The organism is Pseudomonas sp. THAF187a, assembly GCF_009363395.1.
Classification (GTDB): domain Bacteria; phylum Pseudomonadota; class Gammaproteobacteria; order Pseudomonadales; family Pseudomonadaceae; genus Aquipseudomonas; species Aquipseudomonas khazarica.
Window position 1 is genome coordinate 1,390,674 of record NZ_CP045349.1, and the last position, 21,127, is coordinate 1,411,800.

20 protein-coding genes and 1 pseudogene are annotated in these 21,127 nt (G+C 64.1%); 12 read left to right on the top strand and 9 right to left on the bottom strand.

Annotation, left to right across the window (positions count from 1 at the left end; all coding sequences use genetic code 11):
* Positions 1-7: 7 nt before the first annotated feature.
* Entirely contained in the window at positions 8-3,106 is a 3,099-nt protein-coding gene (locus FIV02_RS06380; RefSeq protein ID WP_152488148.1) for a transglycosylase domain-containing protein, read from the bottom strand.
* A gap of 171 nt (positions 3,107-3,277) precedes the next feature.
* On the opposite strand from FIV02_RS06380, the gene FIV02_RS06385 reads away from it, so the two are divergent.
* Entirely contained in the window at positions 3,278-3,958 is a 681-nt protein-coding gene (locus FIV02_RS06385) for a bifunctional 2-polyprenyl-6-hydroxyphenol methylase/3-demethylubiquinol 3-O-methyltransferase UbiG (protein ID WP_152488149.1), read from the top strand.
* A 61-nt stretch (positions 3,959-4,019) separates the two neighbouring features.
* Positions 4,020-4,841 (top strand): aldo/keto reductase, encoded by an 822-nt coding sequence (locus FIV02_RS06390; protein ID WP_152488150.1) that lies wholly within the window; start codon positions 4,020-4,022, stop codon positions 4,839-4,841.
* Positions 4,842-4,867: 26 nt separating this feature from the next.
* On the opposite strand, the gene FIV02_RS06395 is transcribed toward FIV02_RS06390, so the two are convergent.
* Together FIV02_RS06395 and FIV02_RS06400 are read right to left on the bottom strand one after the other, a co-directional pair.
* Entirely contained in the window at positions 4,868-5,824 is a 957-nt protein-coding gene (locus FIV02_RS06395) for a hypothetical protein (protein WP_037047249.1), read from the bottom strand.
* A 20-nt stretch (positions 5,825-5,844) separates the two neighbouring features.
* Positions 5,845-7,560, bottom strand: coding sequence for a proline--tRNA ligase (locus FIV02_RS06400; protein WP_037047250.1), 1,716 nt, complete (start codon positions 7,558-7,560; stop codon positions 5,845-5,847).
* A 143-nt stretch (positions 7,561-7,703) separates the two neighbouring features.
* Here FIV02_RS06400 and FIV02_RS06405 point away from each other — a divergent pair, with 143 nt between their 5' ends.
* Positions 7,704-8,111: a PaaI family thioesterase gene (locus FIV02_RS06405; protein WP_134677430.1), complete on the top strand. Its 408-nt coding sequence runs from the start codon at positions 7,704-7,706 to the stop codon at positions 8,109-8,111.
* A gap of 69 nt (positions 8,112-8,180) precedes the next feature.
* Here the strand turns inward: FIV02_RS06405 and FIV02_RS06410 are convergent, their stop codons facing one another.
* On the bottom strand, positions 8,181-9,437 hold the full coding sequence (locus tag FIV02_RS06410) for an OprD family porin (protein WP_152488151.1): 1,257 nt from the start codon (positions 9,435-9,437) through the stop codon (positions 8,181-8,183).
* 655 nt (positions 9,438-10,092) lie between these two features.
* Here FIV02_RS06410 and FIV02_RS06415 point away from each other — a divergent pair.
* Positions 10,093-10,524: an HIT domain-containing protein gene (locus FIV02_RS06415; protein WP_037047255.1), complete on the top strand. Its 432-nt coding sequence runs from the start codon at positions 10,093-10,095 to the stop codon at positions 10,522-10,524.
* A complete protein-coding gene (locus FIV02_RS06420; protein ID WP_037047258.1) occupies positions 10,521-10,727 on the top strand; it encodes a SlyX family protein in 207 nt (68 codons plus the stop codon). Before FIV02_RS06415 ends, FIV02_RS06420 begins: the two co-directional genes overlap by 4 nt.
* Positions 10,728-10,767: 40 nt before the next feature.
* On the opposite strand, the gene FIV02_RS24785 is transcribed toward FIV02_RS06420, so the two are convergent.
* From FIV02_RS24785 to FIV02_RS06440, 5 genes and pseudogenes are all read right to left on the bottom strand, one after another.
* A complete protein-coding gene (locus FIV02_RS24785) occupies positions 10,768-10,968 on the bottom strand; it encodes a cold shock domain-containing protein (protein WP_230622853.1) in 201 nt (66 codons plus the stop codon).
* A 147-nt stretch (positions 10,969-11,115) separates the two neighbouring features.
* Positions 11,116-11,373, bottom strand: a pseudogene (locus FIV02_RS25095) (cold shock domain-containing protein membrane protein); the annotation flags it as partial.
* A gap of 173 nt (positions 11,374-11,546) precedes the next feature.
* On the bottom strand, positions 11,547-12,614 hold the full coding sequence (locus tag FIV02_RS06430; protein ID WP_172979132.1) for a GGDEF domain-containing protein: 1,068 nt from the start codon (positions 12,612-12,614) through the stop codon (positions 11,547-11,549).
* A 96-nt stretch (positions 12,615-12,710) separates the two neighbouring features.
* Positions 12,711-13,181: a Dps family protein gene (locus tag FIV02_RS06435; RefSeq protein WP_037047267.1), complete on the bottom strand. Its 471-nt coding sequence runs from the start codon at positions 13,179-13,181 to the stop codon at positions 12,711-12,713.
* A gap of 299 nt (positions 13,182-13,480) precedes the next feature.
* Entirely contained in the window at positions 13,481-14,599 is a 1,119-nt protein-coding gene (locus FIV02_RS06440) for an HD domain-containing phosphohydrolase (RefSeq protein ID WP_152488153.1), read from the bottom strand.
* A gap of 192 nt (positions 14,600-14,791) precedes the next feature.
* Between FIV02_RS06440 and aspS the strand changes: the two genes are divergently transcribed.
* From aspS to tolQ, 7 genes are all read left to right on the top strand, one after another.
* Positions 14,792-16,567 carry an aspartate--tRNA ligase gene (gene aspS, locus FIV02_RS06445; protein WP_037047271.1) on the top strand — a complete coding sequence of 592 codons (1,776 nt, stop codon included), beginning with the start codon at positions 14,792-14,794 and terminating at the stop codon, positions 16,565-16,567.
* A 169-nt stretch (positions 16,568-16,736) separates the two neighbouring features.
* Positions 16,737-17,486 (top strand): YebC/PmpR family DNA-binding transcriptional regulator, encoded by a 750-nt coding sequence (locus tag FIV02_RS06450; protein ID WP_037047274.1) that lies wholly within the window; start codon positions 16,737-16,739, stop codon positions 17,484-17,486.
* A 149-nt stretch (positions 17,487-17,635) separates the two neighbouring features.
* Positions 17,636-18,160: a crossover junction endodeoxyribonuclease RuvC gene (gene ruvC, locus FIV02_RS06455; RefSeq protein ID WP_047592699.1), complete on the top strand. Its 525-nt coding sequence runs from the start codon at positions 17,636-17,638 to the stop codon at positions 18,158-18,160.
* A gap of 18 nt (positions 18,161-18,178) precedes the next feature.
* Positions 18,179-18,784 carry a Holliday junction branch migration protein RuvA gene (ruvA, locus tag FIV02_RS06460; RefSeq protein WP_134677349.1) on the top strand — a complete coding sequence of 202 codons (606 nt, stop codon included), beginning with the start codon at positions 18,179-18,181 and terminating at the stop codon, positions 18,782-18,784.
* 84 nt (positions 18,785-18,868) lie between these two features.
* Positions 18,869-19,921: a Holliday junction branch migration DNA helicase RuvB gene (gene ruvB / locus FIV02_RS06465; protein WP_152488154.1), complete on the top strand. Its 1,053-nt coding sequence runs from the start codon at positions 18,869-18,871 to the stop codon at positions 19,919-19,921.
* Positions 19,922-19,974: 53 nt separating this feature from the next.
* Complete coding sequence (ybgC, locus tag FIV02_RS06470) at positions 19,975-20,409, top strand: tol-pal system-associated acyl-CoA thioesterase (RefSeq protein ID WP_037047284.1); 435 nt, start codon at positions 19,975-19,977, stop codon at positions 20,407-20,409.
* A gap of 20 nt (positions 20,410-20,429) precedes the next feature.
* Positions 20,430-21,125, top strand: a complete 696-nt coding sequence (gene tolQ / locus FIV02_RS06475) for a protein TolQ (protein ID WP_037047286.1) — start codon at positions 20,430-20,432, stop codon at positions 21,123-21,125.
* Positions 21,126-21,127: the final 2 nt, after the last annotated feature.

A 21,127-nucleotide genomic window follows, 5' to 3' on the forward strand; every position in this document is an offset into this window, starting at 1 on the left:
CCAGGTGTTACCGCCTGCTGATCCGAGGGGCGCTCAGGGGCGCCTGGCATCCGGTCGCGCTGCCTGGCTCCAGATAGGGCGCGAGTATCGGCGCCATGCCCTTGAGCACCTGCACCGGCAGCGCCGAGGTGAAGGTGAAGCGCTCGGCTTCGCGCCCCGGCACGAAGGCGGTGAGCGTGCCGTAATGGCGCGGGCCGAGGAAGAACACGAAGGTGGCCGTGCGGTTCATCGCCCGTGAGCTGATCACCCGGCCGCCGGCGCCAACGCTCTCGACTCGGTTGTCACCAGTGCCGGTCTTGCCGCCGAGTGTCAGGCTGTGGCCGTCCTGCAGCTGGAAGCTGCCCTGCAGCCGGCGCGCGGTTCCTCCCTCCACCACCTGGGACAGGGCGTCGCGCAACGCGGCGGCGACTTCGGAGGCCATCACCCGCCTACCGCCGCGGGTATCGCGTTCGACGCGGGTCTCGTAGGGCGTGTCGGCGGCGAAGTGCAGCGCATCGATGCGCAGGACGGGCTGGCGAATGCCGTCGTTGAGGATGATGCCCATCAACTCCGCCAGCGCTGCCGGCCGATCCCCGGAGCTGCCCAGCGCGGTGGCCAGCGACGGCACCAGATGCTGGAAGGGGTAGCCCAGGTTCTGCCAGCGGCGATGGATGTCGGAGAAGGCTTCGACTTCCAGCATGATGCGGATGCGACTGTCGCGCGCGCTCTTGTGGCGGCTGCGCAGCAGCCAGCCGTAGACCTCCTGGCGCTCGTCGACGCTGGCGGCGACGGCGTCGTTGAAACTGGCCTGCGGGTGGTCGATCAGGTAGCCCAGCAGCCACAGCTCTAGCGGGTGCACACGGGCGATGTAGCCCTGGTCGGGGAGGCTGTAGGCGCCAGGCCCGTAGTCCTGGTAGAGACGTGTGATGCGCTGCTCGCTGAGCCGTTCCTGCGGCAGCTGGGCGCGCAGGAACGCGGCGAAGCTGGCCTCGTCGGCGTGCGGCAGCAGATAGCGGTGCACGGCGGCGAGGCGCACCGATGTCTGGCGCAGGCCGCTGATGAAGGTCTCCAGGCGCTGTTGCTCGGGCTGGCCCTGGTACTTGCGCCAGAAGCGCAGGAGAAAGGTGCGTCCTTCGCGGTCGGCGAAGCGCTGCAGGTATTTCAGGCGGCGCGGGTCCTTGTCGTCCTTGAGCAGCTCGGCGCTGTTCTGGTAGGTGCTGTAGCGCACCAGATCGCGCATCAGGCGTACGAAGGGCAGGTTGATCGACTCGCGCAGGGCCTCGCGCAGGGTCGGGTTGCGGCCATTGTCCTCGCGGCGGAAGTTGCCGAAGCTGTGCAGGCCGCCGCCGGTGAAGAAGCGTTCGTTGGGATTGGCCGAGTAGCGCCGCTCCAGCGCCGCCTGCAGCATGCCGGCCAGATCCGCCTGCGGGTTGGCCTGCAGGTAGTCGACCGCCCAGCGGCTCAGATGATCCTGGCGGGCGATGTCCACCTCACGCAACTCGGCCGGGGTCTTGCCTGCGTGCTGCCGGTGCAACTCGGCGATGATCTCCAGGTAGGTGGCCAGCACGCGCAGCTTGGCGGTCGAGCCCAGTTCGAGCTTGCTGCCCTCGTTGATATCGAACGGCTGGTCGGTACTGTCGGTCTGCACCCGCACCCGACTGCCGGTCGCGGTGCGCTCGAACAGGGTGAAGCTGTAGCGCACCTCCGCGGTCTTCTCCGGGGACAGCAGGCGCTCGCCGAACAGGCCGATCTGCCCGGCGAACTGCGGTTCGGCCAGCTGCTGCAGGTAGTGGCTGACCTGCTGCTGCAGGTCGTACTGCAGGGTGCTGCTGGCGGCGAGGTCGAGGCGGTCGAGATCGTAGAACGGCATGCCCAGCAGGTTGGAGAGGCGCGAGCGGGCGACGCTGATGCCTTTGTCGTTCTCCTGCACGCGCAGGTTGGGCTCCAGTTGCCAGTCCCGATAGATCAGGCGCTGGCCCAGGGCGGCGTCCAGCAGGTCGTGGTCGATCAGCCCGCCACTGGCCAGCAGGCGGATGTGGCTCTCGGTCAGGTCCTCCAGGTCGTGCCGGCCCTGGGCCAGGTAATAGGACGGGCGGCGCTGGGCGATCATCAGCGACAACACCTGGCGCAGCGCCAGGCCACGTTCGGCGAGGCTGGCCTCGGTCGAGCGGGCGGGATCGAGCAGCGCATTGCTGCGTTCGAAGTCCGCCCCGTACCAGATGCGCAGGCCGTCCGCCAGGCCGTGTACCTCGCCATGGCCTGGCGCAGCGGAGAGCGGCACGCTGTTGAGGTAGTCGCGCACGATGCGCTGGCGCGTCTCCAGCGTCTGCGGCCCCTGCTGGTAGGCGCGCACGCTGGCGGAAATCATCTGCCGCAGCTTTTCCCCGGCGGACAGGGTCAGCCCGTCCGGGGAGTGACGGTACTTCTCCAGCTGGGTTGCCAGCGTGCTGCCGCCGGCCGACTGGTCCTGAAGGTCGAGCACCTTGCCCACCTGGGACAGTGCGGCAATGGCGAAGCGTGGCCAGTCCACCGCCGGGTTGGCCAGCGGTTGCGCCTGGTCGAGCAGGTGACGGTTCTCGATGAACAGCAGGCTGTTCACCACCAGGGGCGGAATGCTGGCGAAATCGGCATAGCCCTGGCGCGGATAGAGAAATGTGTAGAAGGGGCTGCCACGGCAGTCACTGATGCTCAGGCCACTCTGGCTCTTCTCGGTGAACGGCGGGAAGAGGCCGCGGCGGGTGTAGGCCAGCAGTGCGTCGGAGAAGCGCGACTGCTCGCTGATCAGGTAGTCGCGCTGCTGCAGGCGCTCCAGCATCAGCGGCAGGTAGGCATAGCCCTGGCGCTTGTCGAACGGCCCATCGGACGGGTAGACGATGCGTTCGCTGGGGCCGGGTTCGACCTGGTAGCCGAGGCTGGCCGCATAGCGGCTCAGCTCGCGTGACTGGAAGTGCGCGCTGCGCGATTCGTATACCAGCAGCGCCGTGCCGAGCAGCACCAGCAAGGTCAGCAGGAGATAGAGGTAGGTGCGCCAGCGACGCTTGCTGGTCGGCGCACCAGACGGGTCCTGCAGGTCGGGCGAGCGGACCAGGACACCGTGCTGCGGGTTGGATTGCCATGATGCGCCCATATACCACCGGCCTGGCCTGTCGGCCTCATGTGAACTGCACCAGTGCTCGCGTGCCGGCAGCACTGCGCTCGTCGCCACTCATGCACTACAGCTTAGTCGATGGCGCCTGCGGTATTGCTCCGCCAACAGGGCTGCTAGACTCGCTGCAACGCAAGATGCAGGGGGCCCCGCATGCAGCGCGATCATCGAGAACAGCTTCAACAGAGCTGGCAGGCCAACGCCGATGCCTGGGCTGCCGCCGTGCGCGAGCAGCGCATCGAGAGCCGTCGCCTGGTCACCGATGCCGCCATCATCCAGGCGGTGCTGGCGCTGCAGCCCAGGCGTGTGCTGGACATCGGTTGCGGCGAGGGTTGGCTGTGCCGGGGGCTGGCCGAACATGGTATCGAGCCGGTCGGCGTGGATGCCTCCGCACCCTTGATCGAAGCTGCTCGTGCCGCCTGCGACGGGCGCAGCCAGTACCGTGTCTGTGGCTATGCCGAGCTGGATCAGCATGCCGAGCAGCTCGGGCGTTTCGAGGTGCTGGTGTGCAATTTCGCCTTGCTGGAGGAGCCCCTGCAGCCGGTCTTGCGCAGTCTGCATGCCCTGCTCGCACCTGGCGGCAGCCTGCTGATTCAGACCTTGCACCCCTGGCGCGCCAGCCATGGCGAACCCTACCAGGATGGCTGGCGGGTGGAGGACTTCGCCGGTTTTGGCGAGGGCTTTCAGGCGCCCATGCCCTGGTTCTTCCGCACCTTGCAATCCTGGCTGACGCTGTTCGGCGAGACCGGCTGGCGCCTGGAATGGCTGCAGGAGCCTCTGCACCCCGAAAGCGTCCAGCCGGTTTCCCTGCTGCTTCTGCTCAAGCCACTCTGAACCGGCTCGTCGGCCATGGCACGGTAGTGAGCCGCGCGCTCAATCACTCGAGGATCTGTCGATGCGCAAGATTGAACTGGCTGGTACCCGGGTACCGGTGATCGGGCAGGGCACCTGGCGCATGGGGGAAGACCGGCAGCAGCGTGCGCGCGAGGTCGCGTCGCTGCGTGAGGGGCTGGATCTGGGCATGACGCTGATCGACAGCGCCGAGATGTATGGCGAGGGTGGTGCCGAGCAGGTAGTGGGAGAAGCCATGGCCGGGCGTCGTGACGAGGTGTTCCTGGTCAGCAAGGTGTACCCGCACAATGCCAGCCTGGACGGTGTGCAGGCGGCCTGCGAGCGCAGCCTCAAGCGCCTTGGCTGCGAACGTATCGACCTGTATCTGCTGCACTGGCGTGGGCGTTATCCGCTGGCGGAAACCGTGGCAGGCTTCGAGCGCTTGCGCGAACAGGGCAAGATCGGCGCCTGGGGTGTTTCCAACTTCGACCTGGACGATCTGCTGGAGCTGGATCAGCCGGGCTGCAGCACCAATCAGGTGCTGTACAACCTCGAGGCACGCGGCATCGAATATGACCTGCTGCCCTGGCAGCAGCGTGCTGCGATGCCGTTGATGGCCTACTGCCCGCTCAGCCAGGCGGGGGCGTTGCTGCAGGCGCCTGCGTTGTGCGCGGTCGCCGAGCGGCATGGGGTGACGCCGGCCCAGGTGGCGCTGGCCTGGACACTCAGGCAGGACGGGGTGATCGCCATTCCCAAGGCGGTTGGCAGCGCGCACCTGCGCGACAATGCGGCGGCGGCTGCCATTGTCCTCGATACGCACGACCTGGAGTCGCTGGATGCGGCCTTCGCGCCGCCGCAGCGCAAGCGTCCGCTGGAGATGGTCTAGCGCCCCGGAGCGGGGCAAACCGGTGGTCAGTTGGCCGGGTCGGCGGCCAGACGCCCGGCATCCTTGAGCAGAGCCTTGAGGAAGGCATCCTGCAGCTCGGGGTCGTTGCGGGTCAGCTCGATCAGGCTCTGCTCCAGCTCGCTGGCTTCTTCCTCCAGGCCCAGATCGGAAAGGCGTTTGACCCGGTGCACCCACTGGGCGACATCATCGCCTTCGAGGTCGTCGAAGATCAGGTCGTGCGCCTCGCGCAGCTTGCCGCGCAGGGTGTGGCTGACCATCAGGGTCGTCTCGGCGCGGGCCAGGTCGTCGCCCAGGCGCTCCTCGACGCTCAGCTGCAACAGGTTCAGTCGCGTGATGTCCTGCTCGGTGAACGGGCTGTCCAGCAGATTGAGACGCAGCACGCCGGTGCTGTCGGTAAGCAGCTCGAAGCGTTGCTCCCCGGCCTGGACCTGCACCGCTCGTTCGGCCCAGGGCAGGTTGGTGTACTCCATGCGCCGGTCGCGCTGCAGCTCCTCGATGCTCGCCAGGTTCTGCTCTGCACGGCCGTTGGATTCCACGTTCATGAACGGATTCAGGCCCGCCATGCCGTAGCTGATCCAGTCGCGTGTCGCGGTTTCCGGCAGGCTGCCGAGCAGCACCACGTTGAGCACGTTGGCGCCGACGCCGGCCACGACCGCGACGGCCCCCACCGGCACCTCGTAAAGCTCGCGCCAGGGCTGATAGGGCGTGTAGCGGTCGTAACGGCGCGTGACCTCGAATGCGGTGACTTCGTAGCTCTTCTGGTCATGCACGCGGATACGCCGTTGCGGCAGCTCCAACACCTTGGGCTCGCCCGTATCGATCTGCAGCTGGTGATCCAGCAGCTTGCGTTCGATACGCTCCTCATGCTCGCTGCGCTGGGGGAGCTGGTTGGCGCAGCCGCTGAGAAAGAGGGCGCCGCACAGTGCGGCGCCAGTCAGGCGAAGGTTGTTGCTCGTGTGCATGATGTCTCGGTGCTACGTGATCAGCGGCTGATACGGGCTTGCAGGAAGGACAGGATTTCCGCCAGCGGTACGGCTTGCGGCTCGGTTTCGGCGCGGCTCTTGTACTCGAGGTTGCCCTCTGCCAGGCCGCGATCGCTGACCACCACGCGATGGGGGATGCCGATCAGCTCCATGTCGGCGAACTTGATGCCGGGGCTGGTTTTCTTGTCGCGATCGTCGAGCAGCACCTCGAAGCCTGCTGCGGTCAGTTGCGCATACAGTTTGTCGGTGGCTTCGCGCACCTGCTCGGTTTCGTAGCGCAGTGGTACCAGGGCGATGTGGAAGGGCGCCAGGGCGTCGTTCCAGCGGATGCCACGCTCGTCGAAGTTCTGCTCGATGGCGGCGGCCACGACACGCGATACGCCAATGCCGTAGCAGCCCATGCTCAGGGTCACCGGTTTGCCGTTCTCACCGAGTACCTGGCAGTTCATCGCTTCGCTGTACTTGGTGCCCAGCTGGAAGATGTGCCCGACCTCGATGCCGCGCTTGATCTCCAGGGTGCCCTGACCGTCCGGGCTGGGGTCGCCCGCGAGGACGTTGCGCAGGTCGGCGACGGCGGGCAGGGGCAGGTCGCGCTCCCAGTTGACGCCGAAGTAGTGCTTGTCCTCGATGTTGGCGCCCGAGGCGAAGTCGCTCATCAGGGCGACACTGCGGTCGATCACGCAGGGAATCGGCAGGTTGACCGGGCCCAGCGAGCCGGGGCCGGCGCCGATGGCGGCACGAATCTCGGCCTCGCTGGCCATCTGCAGGGGGCTGGCAACGAGTTCCAGGTTGGCGGCCTTGATCTCGTTCAGCTCGTGGTCACCACGTACCACCAGCGCGATCAGCTTGCCTTCCTCGGCGGCGTGCACCACCAGGGTCTTGATGGTCTTTTCGATGGCCAGGCCGAAACCGTTGACCAGCGCTTCGATGGTCTTGGTGTCCGGGGTATCGACCAGGCGCATTTCCTCGGTCGCGGCGCCGCGCGCGCTTTCACGCGGCACGGCCTCGGCCTTCTCGATGTTGGCGGCGTAGTCGGAGACGGTGCTGAACGCGATGTCGTCCTCACCGGATTCGGCCAGCACGTGGAACTCGTGCGAGCCGGTGCCGCCGATGGAGCCGGTGTCGGCCTGCACCGGACGGTAGTCCAGGCCCAGGCGGCTGAACACGTTGCAGTACGCCTGGTGCATGCGGTCGTAGGTTTCCTGCAGCGACGCCTGGTCTGCATGGAAGGAGTAGGCGTCCTTCATGATGAACTCGCGGCCGCGCATCAGGCCGAAGCGCGGACGAATCTCGTCACGGAACTTGGTCTGGATCTGGTAGAAGTTGATCGGCAGCTGCTTGTAGCTGTTCAGCTCGTTGCGCGCCAGATCGGTGATCACTTCCTCGTGGGTCGGGCCGACGCAGAACTCGCGGTCATGACGGTCATGAACCCGCAGCAGCTCGGGGCCGTACTGCACCCAGCGACCGGATTCCTGCCACAGTTCGGCGGGCTGGATGGCCGGCATCAGCACTTCCAGCGCACCGGCGGCATTCATTTCCTCGCGCACCACGTTCTCAACCTTGCGCAGCACGCGCAGGCCCATCGGCAGCCAGGTGTACAGGCCGGAGGCCAGTTTGCGGATCATGCCGGCACGCAGCATCAGCTGGTGGCTGATCACCACGGCATCGGAGGGAGTTTCTTTCAGGGTCGAGAGCAGGAACTGACTGGTACGCATGTTTGGCCGTTCTGTCGGTTGCTAGGGCTTGGAATAGGCCGGCATTGTACGGTGCCTGTACAGTGGCGTACAGGACGGTTGCAGGTACTGCGACCGGCATTGGGCGCGGCGCTGCGTTAATCCAGGAGGGCGATGCTGTGGGACTGACTGCGCGTGAGGTTCAGACATTGATTCGGGCCGGGTTGCCCATGGCCGAGGACATCGACCTGCGTATCGACCGGCTCGACGAGGCGGGGGTACTGGCGCGGGTTCCCTTTCATGCCAAATTGGTGCGTCCGGGCGGCACCTTGTCGGGGCCGACCATCATGGCGCTGGGCGATGCGGCGATGTACGCCGTGGTGCTGGGGCGTCTGGGGCGCGTGGAGATGGCGGTGACCTCCAATCTCAACATCAACTTCCTGGTCAAACCTCAGCCGGTGGACCTGCTGGCCGAGGCGAGCATCCTGCGCCTGAGCCGGCGCCAGGCCGTCTGTGAGGTTTCGCTGTATTCGGCGGGGAACGAGGCTGAGCTGGTGGCCCACGTGACCGGGACATATGCGTTGCCGATCTGACGCAGCATCCTGCCCATAAAAAGAAACCCGGCCTAGGCCGGGTTTCTTTGTTGTCGAATCACGCAGTCGTTACAGAACGCTCAGCGGGTATTCGACGATCAGGCGGAAGTCATTGATGTCGCCGTCGTAGTCGTTGTCTGCGCGGTAGAACGCATTACGGATACGGAAGGACAGGTCCTTCGCAGCGCCTTCCTGGATCACGTACTTGGCTTCGATGTCCAGCTCGCGCTCGGAAGCGTCAGAGTCAACGCCAACCACATCAATGTTGTCACCAACAATGTAGCGGGTCATGAAGCTCAGGCCAGGAATGCCGTAGCTCGCCATGTTGATGTCATAACGAACCTGCCAGGAGGTCTCGTCCTTGCCGTTGAAGTCGGAGTACTGAACCGAGTTGGACAGCCAGATGGTGCCGCCGCCATCGATATCGCCATAGCGATAGCCGGTGTCGCCGCTGGAACGCTGGTGCGCAACGGTGAACTTGTGGGCGCCCATGGAGTAGGCAGCCGCCAGGCTCCAGATGTTGTTGTCCATCTCGCCCAACAGCTCTTTGCCTTGACCGCGAGTGCGGTAGCCGTTCAGGTCGAAGTTCAGTGCCTGATCATCTGCCAGCGGCAGGTTGTAGTTCAGGTTGACGTAATACTTCTTGAAGTTGTCATCGGCGTCGGAGTAGTGCAGGGCAGCACTCAGATCGTCGGTGATGCTGTAGCTGGCGCCGAGGATGTTGATTTCCTTCAGGCCGAAGGTGTCGCGGTCGGTACTGACCTGGCTGCTCATCGCGGTGAAGCGACCAGCAGTCAGTTCCAGGCCGGCGATTTCATTGCTGGTTACCAGAGTACCGGTAGCAACTTCCGGCAGCAGACGGCTGTCGTCGGTGGAGAATACCGGGCTGGCTACTTCCTGATTACCGTACTTCAGAACGGTATCGGAAATACGGAACTTGATAGCGCCGCCAACTTCGGTCTGGGTGTCTTCGCTGTGGCCATCGCCAGCTTTGTCGAACAGGCCGTTGCCACGATGACCGCGGCCGCCGTCGAGCTTGATGCTGCTCAGGGAGTGAGCGTCGAAGCCGACGCCTACGGTGCCTTGGGTGAAGCCGGATTCGAACAGCAGGCGGATGCCCAGGCCGGTTTCTTCACGGTAGCTCTGAGCGTTGCGCTGAGGACCGCCAGAACGGAAGTCACGGTTCATGTACAGGGCACGGTTGAAGATGTTGAAGCTGCTATCTTCGATCAAACCGTTCGACTCGGACTGGCTGGATGCCACTGCCATCTGGGAAGTGCCCGCGGCGACTGCCAGGGCGATTACGCTCCACTTCATCACTTGCATCGTGATTGCTCCTTTGGTTTAGAAGAGTTGCGCTGCCCACTATTTTATTGTATGGGCGGCTCTTTCTTTTTGTGTCGGCGGTAACTTATAGCACGCAGCCAATATTGGCGATAGTTGCAGTCTATTCATTGCGGGTTCGTTCAGAACGGTGTCGCATGGCGTAATGAAGGATGTCGCAAATCTGTAGATCTTCACTTGCGTTGCGTTATGCCGACGCTCTCGCGGTTCTGGGTTGCCTGGTACCGCTGTTATTGATCGACTGCACGGCGTGCCGGGCATTGCTCTGACAGTTAGCAAAAGTCGTGCTCAAAACGCCAGGGATTCTGCAAAAACCTGATTTCCCGGTGCGAACCCCACGCGCGGCTGCGTGGGCGTTGCATTCTGTGGGCTTGCCTGTCGCCTGCGTGGGCGGTGGCGGCGTTTTCTCCCGGTGCGAAGGGTGCACTGTGGTGAGGCGTCGCGGTAACGCTTGAGGCGAGGTATTACGGGAGGAAACAAAATGGTGCACGCCGACGGTGCGGGTGCCTGTGACGTGCCTTGTGCTGGTGCGACGCTGGCGGGTGAATTGTCGCGCGACCCTGCGTATGCTGCGCGCCATCGCGCCGGGTGTGGCTGGCGCTAAGCTTGATAGGGTCGGGTAAAGGAGGAAAACATCATGTTCACCCTGGATTCACGTCTTCAGCAGGACTGCCTGCTGGTCGGAGACTTTCCTCTCTGTCGCTTGCTGTTGATGAACGACGCCAGCTACCCCTGGTTCATTCTGGTGCCCCGGCGTGAAGAGGTCAGCGAGATCTTTCAGCTTGATGGCGCCGATCAGCGTCAGTTGTGGCAGGAGACTTCGTTGCTGGCCGAGACCCTCAAGGATACCTTCGCCGCCGACAAGATGAATGTGGCGACGCTGGGTAACGTGGTCAGCCAGCTGCACATGCACGTCATCGTGCGGCGGCGTGATGACGCGGCGTGGCCGGCACCCGTCTGGGGGCGGCAGCCGGCCAGGCCTTACGAGGACGCGCAGATACGCCAGATCATCGACAAGTTGCGTCTGGTGCTGACCGAGGACTTCCAGTTTGCCGGAGGCCTGGCATGAGCCTGGAAGCCAGAATCATGGAGCTGGAAAGTCGTTTGGCCTTCCAGGACGACACCATCCAGGCGCTGAGCGACGAGCTGGTCGAGCAGAACAGGCGCATCGAGCGCATGCAGCTGCAACTGACAGCGTTGGCGCGTCGCCAGGAGGAGTTGAACGGCCAGGTCGGCATTGCCGAGGACGAAGCGCCGCCACCGCACTACTGATATGAAAAAGCCCGGTTTCCCGGGCTTTTTCTTGTCGTCTTCAGCGCCGTGAGGGTGCTGCCGCGATCACATCTTCTGCCTGCAGGCCTTTGTCGCGCTGCATCACCGAGAACTCCACGCGCTGGCCTTCGATCAGGACGCGGTGGCCTTCACCGCGAATGGCGCGAAAGTGCACGAAGATATCCTCACCCGAATCGCGGGAGATGAAGCCGAAGCCCTTGGAGGTGTTGAACCACTTCACCGTGCCGGTCTCGCGGTCTTCCTGGCTGGCGCTGTGCTGTGCGACGGCGCGTGGCTGGCTGTCACGCGGTTGCGGGTTCAACTGGGCGGTCAGTTGGAAGGCTACCGCGATACCGATGGTCAGCAGCGGCAGCCAGATCGCCGGCTGGCCGCCGATGTTGGGTAGCGGGGCAAGCAGGATCAGGCTCTGCACCACGGCCGCCAGGATCAGCAGTGCCGATGACAGGTTGGCCAGTTGCTGGCGCGGGGCAGGCGTGTTCTGTTGCGCTGCGGCAAGCAGGTTGAGCAGGCCGATGAGGGTCAGGTAGATGGCATCGGGTGTGGCGAGGAACGCACTGGAAAAACCGGGGACGGCAGACAGCAGCAGGGCGGCAAACCCTGTCACGAAATGGGCAATCTTCAACATGTTGGACGAACTCACTGATTGAATGATGACTCAAGGTGTTGCGGAGGGAGCGCACGCTGTGGATGGCCAGTCGAACGGTCATCCTGGGCGCCTGTGGAGCAAGGTCGGCGCCGCCGCAGGGTGATAATGCGGCGTGCCGTCCTATTTAACAGCAAAGGCGGGGGCTTCTCAAATCAAGCGCTTAGCATTGTTTCGCTCTTGGCGGGGTGGACCTGGTTGCGGCCGCTGCGCTTGGCTTGGTAGAGCGCATCGTCCGCTCGGGTCAGCAGCGACTCGAAGTCGTCTTCCGCCTCGGCCATCGCGCAGCCGAACGACGCGGTGATGCTGTCCAGGACCTGGTCGGTGCGCCTGACCTTGATGCGCAGCGACTGGATCTTGTTGCGCAGCTGCTCGGCGAACTCGATCACTTCGCTGAAACCCTTGCAGTCGCGCAGTACCACGCAGAATTCCTCGCCACCGTAGCGTGCCGCAAAGGCACCGGGAGGCAGAAGGTCGCGCAGGAGTTGGCCGACATGCTGCAGTACCCGGTCGCCGAGCGGATGGCCGTACTGGTCGTTGAACTGCTTGAAGTGATCGATATCCAGGATCACCAGCGCCAGGCCCTGCTGGGACTCCGCGAGAGCGCGCTCCAGCAGGCGGGTGAAGGCGTGGCGGTTGAAGACGCGTGTCAGGCTGTCCAGCGTCGCGGCCATGTGCGCGCGCTCCAGCTGGCCACGCAGATGGGTGATCTCCTGTTGGGCGGCGCGCAGGCGATAGAGGAACTTCTCCTGCTGGTCCTGCATCAGCTGGGTGCTTTCCTGCAGGTCGCTGAGGACGCTGGGCAGGTCGTCGATGACCGGTTCCTGCAGGGCGCTGAGGCCCTGGCTCAGGCTCTGCTGGTAGTGCTGGCTGCCGATGACGCTGTGCGAGACATCGTCTTCGATGTCATCGACCAGTTCGATCACCTGCTGCTGGCCGGCACGCGCCTCTTCCAGCTCGCCGCGGATGATGTAGTCGCGGAACAGCCGGCTTGCGGTCTCCGTCGGGAAGACATCGAAGTCTTCCACCGCCTTGTCCATGCGCCGATTGAGCTCCGGTTCGCTGCCCCGGCTGTAGGTGTACCACAGTGCATAGTGCACCGGATTCGGCGGTATGTCGTGGCGCATCATCAGGGGGACGGCCTGCTTCAGCAGCGAAGCCGCCTTGCGGGTTTCCTCCGGATACAGCTCGATGATGCTTGGCGGCTTGCTTGGTTGACTCATGGGGCGCGGGAACTCATTGGCGATTGGCCAGAGCATAGATCAGAGCGAGGCAGCGTGCCTAATGAAAAGGCCCGGATTACCGGGCCTCAGGGATGTTCAGGCAGCCAGCAGGCTACGCAGCATCCAGGCGGTTTTCTCGTGCACCTGCATGCGCTGGGTCAGCAGGTCGGCGGTGGGTTCGTCGCTGACCTTGTCCAGCAGCGGGAAGATGTTGCGTGCGGTGCGTACGACGGCTTCCTGGCCTTGTACCAGCAGCTTGATCATCTCTTGCGCGCTGGGAACGCCTTCCTCTTCCTTGATCGAGGAGAGGCGGGCGTAAGCGGCATAGGTGCCAGGGGCCGGGAAGCCCAGTGCGCGAATACGCTCGGCGATCGCATCCACTGCCAGGGCCAGTTCGGTGTACTGCCCCTCGAACATCAGGTGCAGGGTGTTGAACATCGGGCCTGTGACGTTCCAGTGAAAGTTGTGGGTCTTCAGGTACAGGGTGTAGGTGTCGGCCAGCAGGCGCGAGAGGCCTTCGGCGATGGCGGCGCGATCCTGTTCAGCGATTCCGATGTTGATTTCCATGATCTTTCTCCTTTCAGGTGGCCTGGGGAAGTCTGTTCCGCAATGTTGGGACGAGCCTAACATGCGCGATCCGAGAATAATCTTGGCTTCTGTCAATGAAAGCGATGTTTAGAAGCTATCGAGCGCGCACAGTTCATTTCTTATGGCCAAATGGCCTGGTTCTGCGCCTGATGCTGTTCGTTCAAGCTTGCACAGGTTTGGCTCCCCTCGCCCATTCATGGGAGAGGGGCTGGGGGAGAGGGGGCTGATCGCGTCCGACCACTTCCCATGTGAACAGCACTATGGCTCTGCCCCGGCGATCAGGGGTGCGCCAGGCCGGGGCGCTGTTGCAGCGTGCGATTGAACACCTCCACCCAGTGACGGCTGAACTGCTGGCCGGCGAGGTTGTTGATCTCGAGAATGGCGCGCAGTAGCGGACGCTTGCTCAGGGTCTGATGCGCGCGTTCGTGAGTGCGGGCATCGAAGGTGTCGACGATGTGCAGGATCAGTGCGCCTGGGGTGATCTCCATTTCCCGCAGCCCCTTGGGGTAGCCGCTGCCGTCCGCATGTTCCTGGTGCTGCAGAACGATCTCCATGGCCGCAGCCCAGTCGGGCATGCGCTTGAGCAGTTCGCTGGCCAGGCGCGGGTGGCCTTGCATCAGGCGCCGCTCCTCGCGGCTGAAGTGGCTTTGCTTGTGCAGCAGATCCAGGGGCAGGAAGGCCATGCCGAGGTCATGCAGGCACACGGCGGCTGCCAGTTGCTCGGGACGTTCCGCGTTGGCGCCGGCCGCGTTCATGCTGAGTGCCAGTTCGAGCAGGCGCAGGTTGCGTCCTTGCCAGTAGCTGGAACGTTGCTCAGCGGCCTCGGTGAGGGCGCAGAAGAACTGCAGGTCGGGGTGGATGGCGATGCCGTGGCGAACCAGCAGCGCTTCGGTCTGGCTGGGTTCGGCTGCCTCGGGCGCTTGCAGGCGGGTGCTCGGGTCCATGTGCAGCAGCAGTTCGCGGCGCACCTCGGTCTGTTGTCCGGCGGGGGCCATGGCCAGGGCGTGCAGGGCCTGGCACAGCGCATCGAGCTGGGCCGCGCTCAGGGGCGCGTCCGCTCCGTCGAGTGCCTGGTCCACCAGGGCGCGCAGGTGATCGAGGCAGAGCAGGAGGATGTCGCCCAGCAGGCTGTCGAAGCTCAGGCGTCCCGAACGCAGGGCGTCGAGCACGTCTTCCATCGCCTGCGGCAATGGCATCAGCTGGTTGAGGTCGACGTAACCGAGATTGCCCTTGAACGTATGTATCAGGCGAAACAGCTCGCGCAGCCGCTCCGTGCTCCTCGGTGCCTGCTCCAGCTCGATCAGCAGCTGCTCGCAGCGCGGGAACTGCTCCGCAGCGTCGAGCCGGAAGTCTTCCAGCAGGTCGCTGGACAAATCGGTGTGGTGGGGCGTGGCCATGGCGATTCTCCACGGTGGCGGCCCCGTTCATTATAGAAGGCTCTTGCCGGGCGGCTGCGTCTCGGCGATTTACGCTATATAATCCCGCTCTTTATCGAAGCGCGGCGTGGACGTTCGCCGCGATGTGGCTCCTGCCCAAGGCGTTGGGGGCTGCCTGACCTATCCCAGACCTTAGAGAAGCGAAACACGATCATGATGCGCAGCCACTATTGCGGCCAGTTGAACGAGAGCCTGGATGGCCAGGAAATCACCCTTTGCGGCTGGGTACACCGTCGTCGCGACCATGGCGGGGTGATCTTCCTCGATATCCGTGACCGTGAAGGCCTGGCCCAGGTGGTGTTCGATCCGGATCGTGCCGAGACCTTCGCCAAGGCCGACCGCGTGCGCAGCGAATACGTGGTGAAGATCACCGGCAAGGTGCGTCTGCGTCCGGAAGGCGCGCGCAACGCCAACATGGCCAGTGGCGCCATCGAAGTGCTGGGTTACGAGCTGGAGGTCCTCAACGAAGCGGAAACCCCGCCGTTCCCGCTCAACGAGTACACCGACGTGGGCGAGGAAACCCGCCTGCGCTACCGCTTCATCGACCTGCGTCGTCCGGAAATGGCCGAGAAGCTCAAGCTGCGTTCGCGCATCACCTCGAGCATCCGCCGTTACCTCGATGACAACGGCTTCCTCGACGTGGAAACGCCGATCCTGACCCGTGCCACGCCGGAGGGCGCTCGCGACTACCTGGTGCCGAGCCGCACCCACGCCGGCAGCTTCTTCGCCCTGCCGCAGTCGCCGCAGCTGTTCAAGCAGCTGCTGATGGTCGCCGGCTTCGACCGTTACTACCAGATCGCCAAGTGCTTCCGCGACGAAGACCTGCGTGCCGACCGTCAGCCGGAATTCACCCAGATCGACATCGAGACCAGCTTCCTCGATGAAAAAGACATCATGGACATCACCGAGACCATGGTGCGCAACCTGTTCAAGGAAGTGCTGGACGTCGAGTTCGACACGCTGCCGCACATGACCCTGGCCGAGGCCATGCGTCGCTTCGGTTCGGACAAGCCGGACCTGCGCATCCCGATGGAGCTGGTGGATGTCGAGGACCAGCTCAAGGACGTCGAATTCAAGGTCTTCGCCGGCCCGGCCAACGATCCGAAGTGCCGCGTCACCGCGCTGCGCGTACCGGGCGGGGCGAGCATGCCGCGCAAGCAGATCGACGACTACACCAAGTTCGTCGGCATCTACGGCGCCAAGGGCCTGGCCTACATCAAGGTCAACGAGCGTGCCGCCGGTGTCGAAGGCCTGCAGTCGCCGATCGTCAAGAACATCCCGCTGGACAACATCAACGTGATCCTCGATCGCGTCGGTGCCGTCGACGGCGATATCGTGTTCTTCGGCGCCGACAAGGCCAAGATCGTCTCCGAGGCACTGGGCGCGCTGCGCATCAAGCTGGGTCACGACCTGAACCTGCTGACCTGCGAGTGGGCACCGCTGTGGGTCGTCGACTTCCCGATGTTCGAGGAAAACGACGATGGCAGCCTGACCGCCATGCACCACCCGTTCACCTCGCCCAAGTGCAGCCCGGAAGAACTCAAGGCCAACCCGGGCGCCGCGCTGTCGCGCGCCTATGACATGGTGCTCAACGGTACCGAACTGGGTGGCGGTTCGATCCGTATCCACGACAAGAAGATGCAGCAGGCCGTCTTCGAGGTGCTGGGCATCAGCGAAGCAGAGCAGGAAGAGAAGTTCGGCTTCCTCCTCGACGCACTGAAGTTCGGTGCACCACCCCACGGTGGCCTGGCCTTCGGCCTGGATCGCCTGGTGATGCTGATGACCGGCGCGCAGTCGATCCGCGAAGTGATCGCCTTCCCGAAAACCCAGAGCGCGGCCTGCGTCATGACCCAGGCGCCAGGTCTGGTGGACGCCAAGTCGCTGCGCGAGCTACACATCCGCCTGCGCGAGCAACCCAAAGCCGAGTGATAACCTGCTGCGCCTGGTCATGCTGCGTCGGAAAGAGGTTCGAAATGCTCATTTGCTTCAGCAAACTGCGCTTTCTCACCTCTTCCCGCCTTGCCTGACCTGCGCTCGCGACGGTTCTCATCTCGGCTTGTGCCGGTTGTAGTTTGTTTTGAAAAAGATGGAGTGAGTTATGGCTGGTCATTCCAAATGGGCCAACATCAAGCACCGCAAGGGGCGTCAGGACGCCAAGCGCGGCAAGATCTTCACCAAGCTGATTCGCGAGCTGACCGTGGCCGCCAAGCACGGTGGCCCGATTCCTGCCGATAACCCGCGGCTGCGCCTGGCCGTGGACAAGGCGCTGACCAACAACATGTCGCGTGATGTCATCGACCGTGCCATCGCCCGTGGTGCCGGCAACAACGAAGCCGACAACGTCGTCGAGTTCAGCTACGAGGGCTACGCGCCCAGTGGCGTGGCGATCATCGTCGAGGTGATGACCGACAACCGCAACCGGACCGCCGCCGAAGTCCGTCATGCCTTCAGCAAGTGCGGTGGCAACCTCGGCACCGACGGGTCCGTGGCCTACATGTTCGAGCGCAAGGGGCAGATCAGCTTCGCTGCGGGTGTGGACGAGGATGAACTGATGGAAGCCGCGCTCGAGGCCGGCGCCGATGACGTGGAAATGGGCGAGGAGGGCGCCGCGCTGGTGTCGACCAGCTTCAGCGAGTTCCATGCCGTGATCGAGGCGCTGGGGGCTGCGGGCTTCAAGGGTGAAGAGGCGGAAATCGCCATGATTCCCTCGATCAGCGCGCCGATCGATGACCTGGAGACCGCGCAGAAGGTCTTCAAGCTGATCGACATGCTCGAAGACCTGGACGACGTGCAGAACGTCTACCACAACGCCGAGGTCGCGGACGAGATCATGGAGCAGCTTGGCTGAGCTGCCCGTTCGTGCAGGTCAGAAAGCCGGAAGCGTGCACAGCGTTTCCGGCTTTTTTGTCGGGCCATCGGCTTTTCACGGGGCCGGCGGATGACGGCGCCGGGGTCGCGCCGTATACTCGCGAACTGGATAAATAGACAGTTGCTGACATGACCCTGATCCTTGGCATCGACCCCGGCTCGCGCATCACCGGCTATGGCGTGATACGCGACACCGGACGGGGGTGCGAATACGTCGCTTCCGGCTGCATCCGTACCGGCAACGGGGCGTTGGCCGAGCGCCTGCAGATCGTCTTTCGTGGCGTCAGCGAGGTGATCGCCACCTACGGGCCCATGACCATGGGCATCGAGCAGGTGTTCATGGCGCGTAACGCCGACTCGGCGCTCAAGCTCGGTCAGGCGCGCGGTGCGGCCATCGTCGCGGCCGCCGAAGCGGGGCTGGAGATCAGCGAGTACACCGCCACCCAGGTCAAGCAGGCCGTGGTCGGCACCGGAGCAGCCGACAAGCAGCAGGTGCAGATGATGGTCATGCACCTGCTCAAGCTGGTGCAGAAACCGCAGATCGACGCCTCCGATGCCCTGGGCATTGCCTTGTGCCATGCCCACCACCGGCAAAGTCTCATTCCCCATGGGCTGGCCAGCGCCAAGCGGCGCGGCGGTCGTCTTCGTTTATAACCTGTTAAGGAATCTCTGGTGATCGGACGTTTGCGCGGCACCCTGGCGGAGAAACAGCCGCCGCATTTGCTTCTGGATGTGAATGGCGTCGGTTACGAACTGGAAGTACCGATGACGACCCTTTATCGTCTGCCGGCGCAGGGTGAGACGGTGACCCTGCACACGCATCTGGTGGTGCGTGAGGATGCGCATCTGCTCTACGGTTTCTATGAAAAGCGTGACCGCGAGCTGTTCCGCGAGTTGATCCGCCTCAATGGCGTCGGCCCCAAGCTGGCGCTGGCGCTGATGTCGGGGCTGGAGGTCGACGAGTTGGTGCGCTGTGTGCAAGCGCAGGACACGGCGGCGTTGACCAAGGTGCCCGGCGTTGGCAAGAAGACTGCCGAGCGCCTGCTGGTGGAGCTCAAGGATCGCTTCAAGGCCTGGGAGTCGATCCCTGCCATTGCGCCCCTGGTGGTGGAACCTCAACTGGCCCAGGCAGTCTCAAGCGCGGAGAACGATGCGGTCAGCGCGCTGATTTCCCTCGGTTACAAGCCGCAGGAAGCCAGTCGAGCGGTTGCCGCCGTCAAGGAGGATGGCATGAGCAGCGAAGATTTGATCCGACGCGCACTGCGCGGCATGGCGTAGGCTGGATGACGCCGTTTTCATCCACCGGTTTACCGGTGGAAAACGCTGCACCGCAATTCAATGGACTCTTAGTGGAACACCTCGATGATCGAAGCCGATCGCCTGATCACCTCCAGCCCGCGCGAGCGTGAAGAGCAGCAGGACCGCGCCATTCGGCCGCTGCGGCTGGCCGACTACAGCGGGCAGCCCGTCGTGCGCGAGCAGATGGCGTTGTTCATCCAGGCCGCGCGGGGGCGGGCGGAAGCGCTCGACCATACCCTGATCTTCGGCCCGCCCGGCCTGGGCAAGACCACCCTGGCCAACATCATCGCCCAGGAGATGGGCAGTTCGATCAAGAGCACCTCGGGCCCGGTGCTGGAGCGTCCGGGTGATCTGGCGGCGCTGTTGACCAACCTGGAAAGCGGCGATGTGCTGTTCATCGACGAGATTCACCGCCTGTCGCCGGTGGTCGAGGAGGTGCTGTACCCGGCCATGGAGGATTTCCAGCTCGACATCATGATCGGCGAGGGCCCGGCCGCACGTTCGATCAAGCTGGATCTGCCACCGTTCACCCTGGTCGGCGCCACGACCCGTGCCGGCATGCTGACCAACCCGTTGCGTGACCGCTTCGGTATCGTCCAGCGCCTGGAGTTCTACGGCGTCGACGACCTGGCCACCATCGTCTCGCGCTCCGCCGGCATTCTGGGGCTGCCCATCGAAGCCAAGGGTGCCTACGAGATCGCCCGTCGTGCCCGGGGCACGCCGCGCATCGCCAACCGCCTGCTGCGCCGGGTGCGTGACTTCGCCGAAGTGCGCGGTTCCGGGCAGATCTCCCAGCTGATCGCCGACCAGGCGCTGAACCTGCTGGATGTCGACGAGCGAGGCTTCGATCACTCCGACCGTCGCCTGCTGCTGGCGATGATCGAGAAGTTCGACGGTGGCCCGGTCGGGCTCGACAGCCTGGCGGCAGCCATCGGCGAGGAACGCCACACCATCGAGGATGTGCTCGAGCCCTATCTCATCCAGCAGGGCTACATGATGCGCACCCCGCGTGGGCGTGTGGTGACGCGGCATGCCTACCAGCACTTCGGTCTCAACACGCCGTCACGCCAGGCCGAGCCGCCTGCCACCGACCTGTTCACGGCGGGCGACGAATGACGAAAAAATTGTTACCAGGCCGGATTGGCAAGCGAAAGGCCGAGGAATAGAGTATGCGCGCGCCAAACGGAGTCCAGCCGTTCAGCCACCGCTGTCGGGTCTATTACGAAGACACCGACGCCGGCGGTATCGTCTACTACGTCAACTACCTCAAATTCATGGAACGGGCTCGCACCGAGCGCCTGCGTGAGCTGGGTTATGCCCAGTCGACGCTGGCCGGTGAGGGCCTGTTGTTCGTCGTGCATTCGGCCGAGGCGCGTTACCACGCCCCGGCCCGACTGGATGACGAGCTGCTGATCAGCGCCGATGTGATCGAATTGAACCGTGCCAGCCTGCGTTTTCGTCAACAGGTCAGGCGGGCTGCGGATGATGCGCTGCTCTGCGAAGGGCAGTTCCTGGTGGCCTGTGTGCGCGCCGACAACTTGAAACCCCGGGCCATCCCCGAAACCCTGCGACACGCGTTCGCCGGGACGCAGGCGCGGACTTAAATTGCAGCAGGAGAGTAAGCGTGGAAGCTAACGCCGTTGACCATATGTCGATGTGGAGTCTGATCAGCAATGCCAGTCTGGTGGTCCAGCTGGTGATGCTTACCCTGGTGGCCGCCTCGGTCATTTCCTGGGTCATGATCTTCCAGCGCAGCAGTGCCCTGCGTGCCGCCAAGCGTGCGCTGGACAATTTCGAGGACCGCTTCTGGTCCGGCATCGACCTGTCCAAGCTCTATCGCCAGGCAGGCAGCAACCCGGACCCGGACTCGGGCCTGGAGCAGATCTTCCGCGCCGGCTTCAAGGAGTTCTCGCGCCTGCGTCAGCAGCAGGGTGTCGACCCGGACGCCGTGATGGATGGCGTTTCGCGCGCCATGCGCGTGGCCATCTCGCGTGAGGAGGAGAAGCTGGAAACCGCGCTGCCGTTCCTCGCCACCGTCGGTTCCACCAGCCCCTACATCGGCCTGTTCGGTACCGTATGGGGCATCATGAACTCCTTCCGTGGCCTGGCCCAGGTGCAGCAGGCCACCCTGGCCACCGTCGCTCCGGGTATCGCCGAGGCACTGATCGCCACGGCCATCGGCCTGTTCGCCGCGATTCCTGCGGTCATCGCCTACAACCGTTTCTCGGCGCGCGGCGAGATGCTGATCGGCCGCTACTACACCTTCGCCGACGAGTTCCAGGCCATCCTGCACCGCAAAGTGCACACCTCGGAAGACTAAGG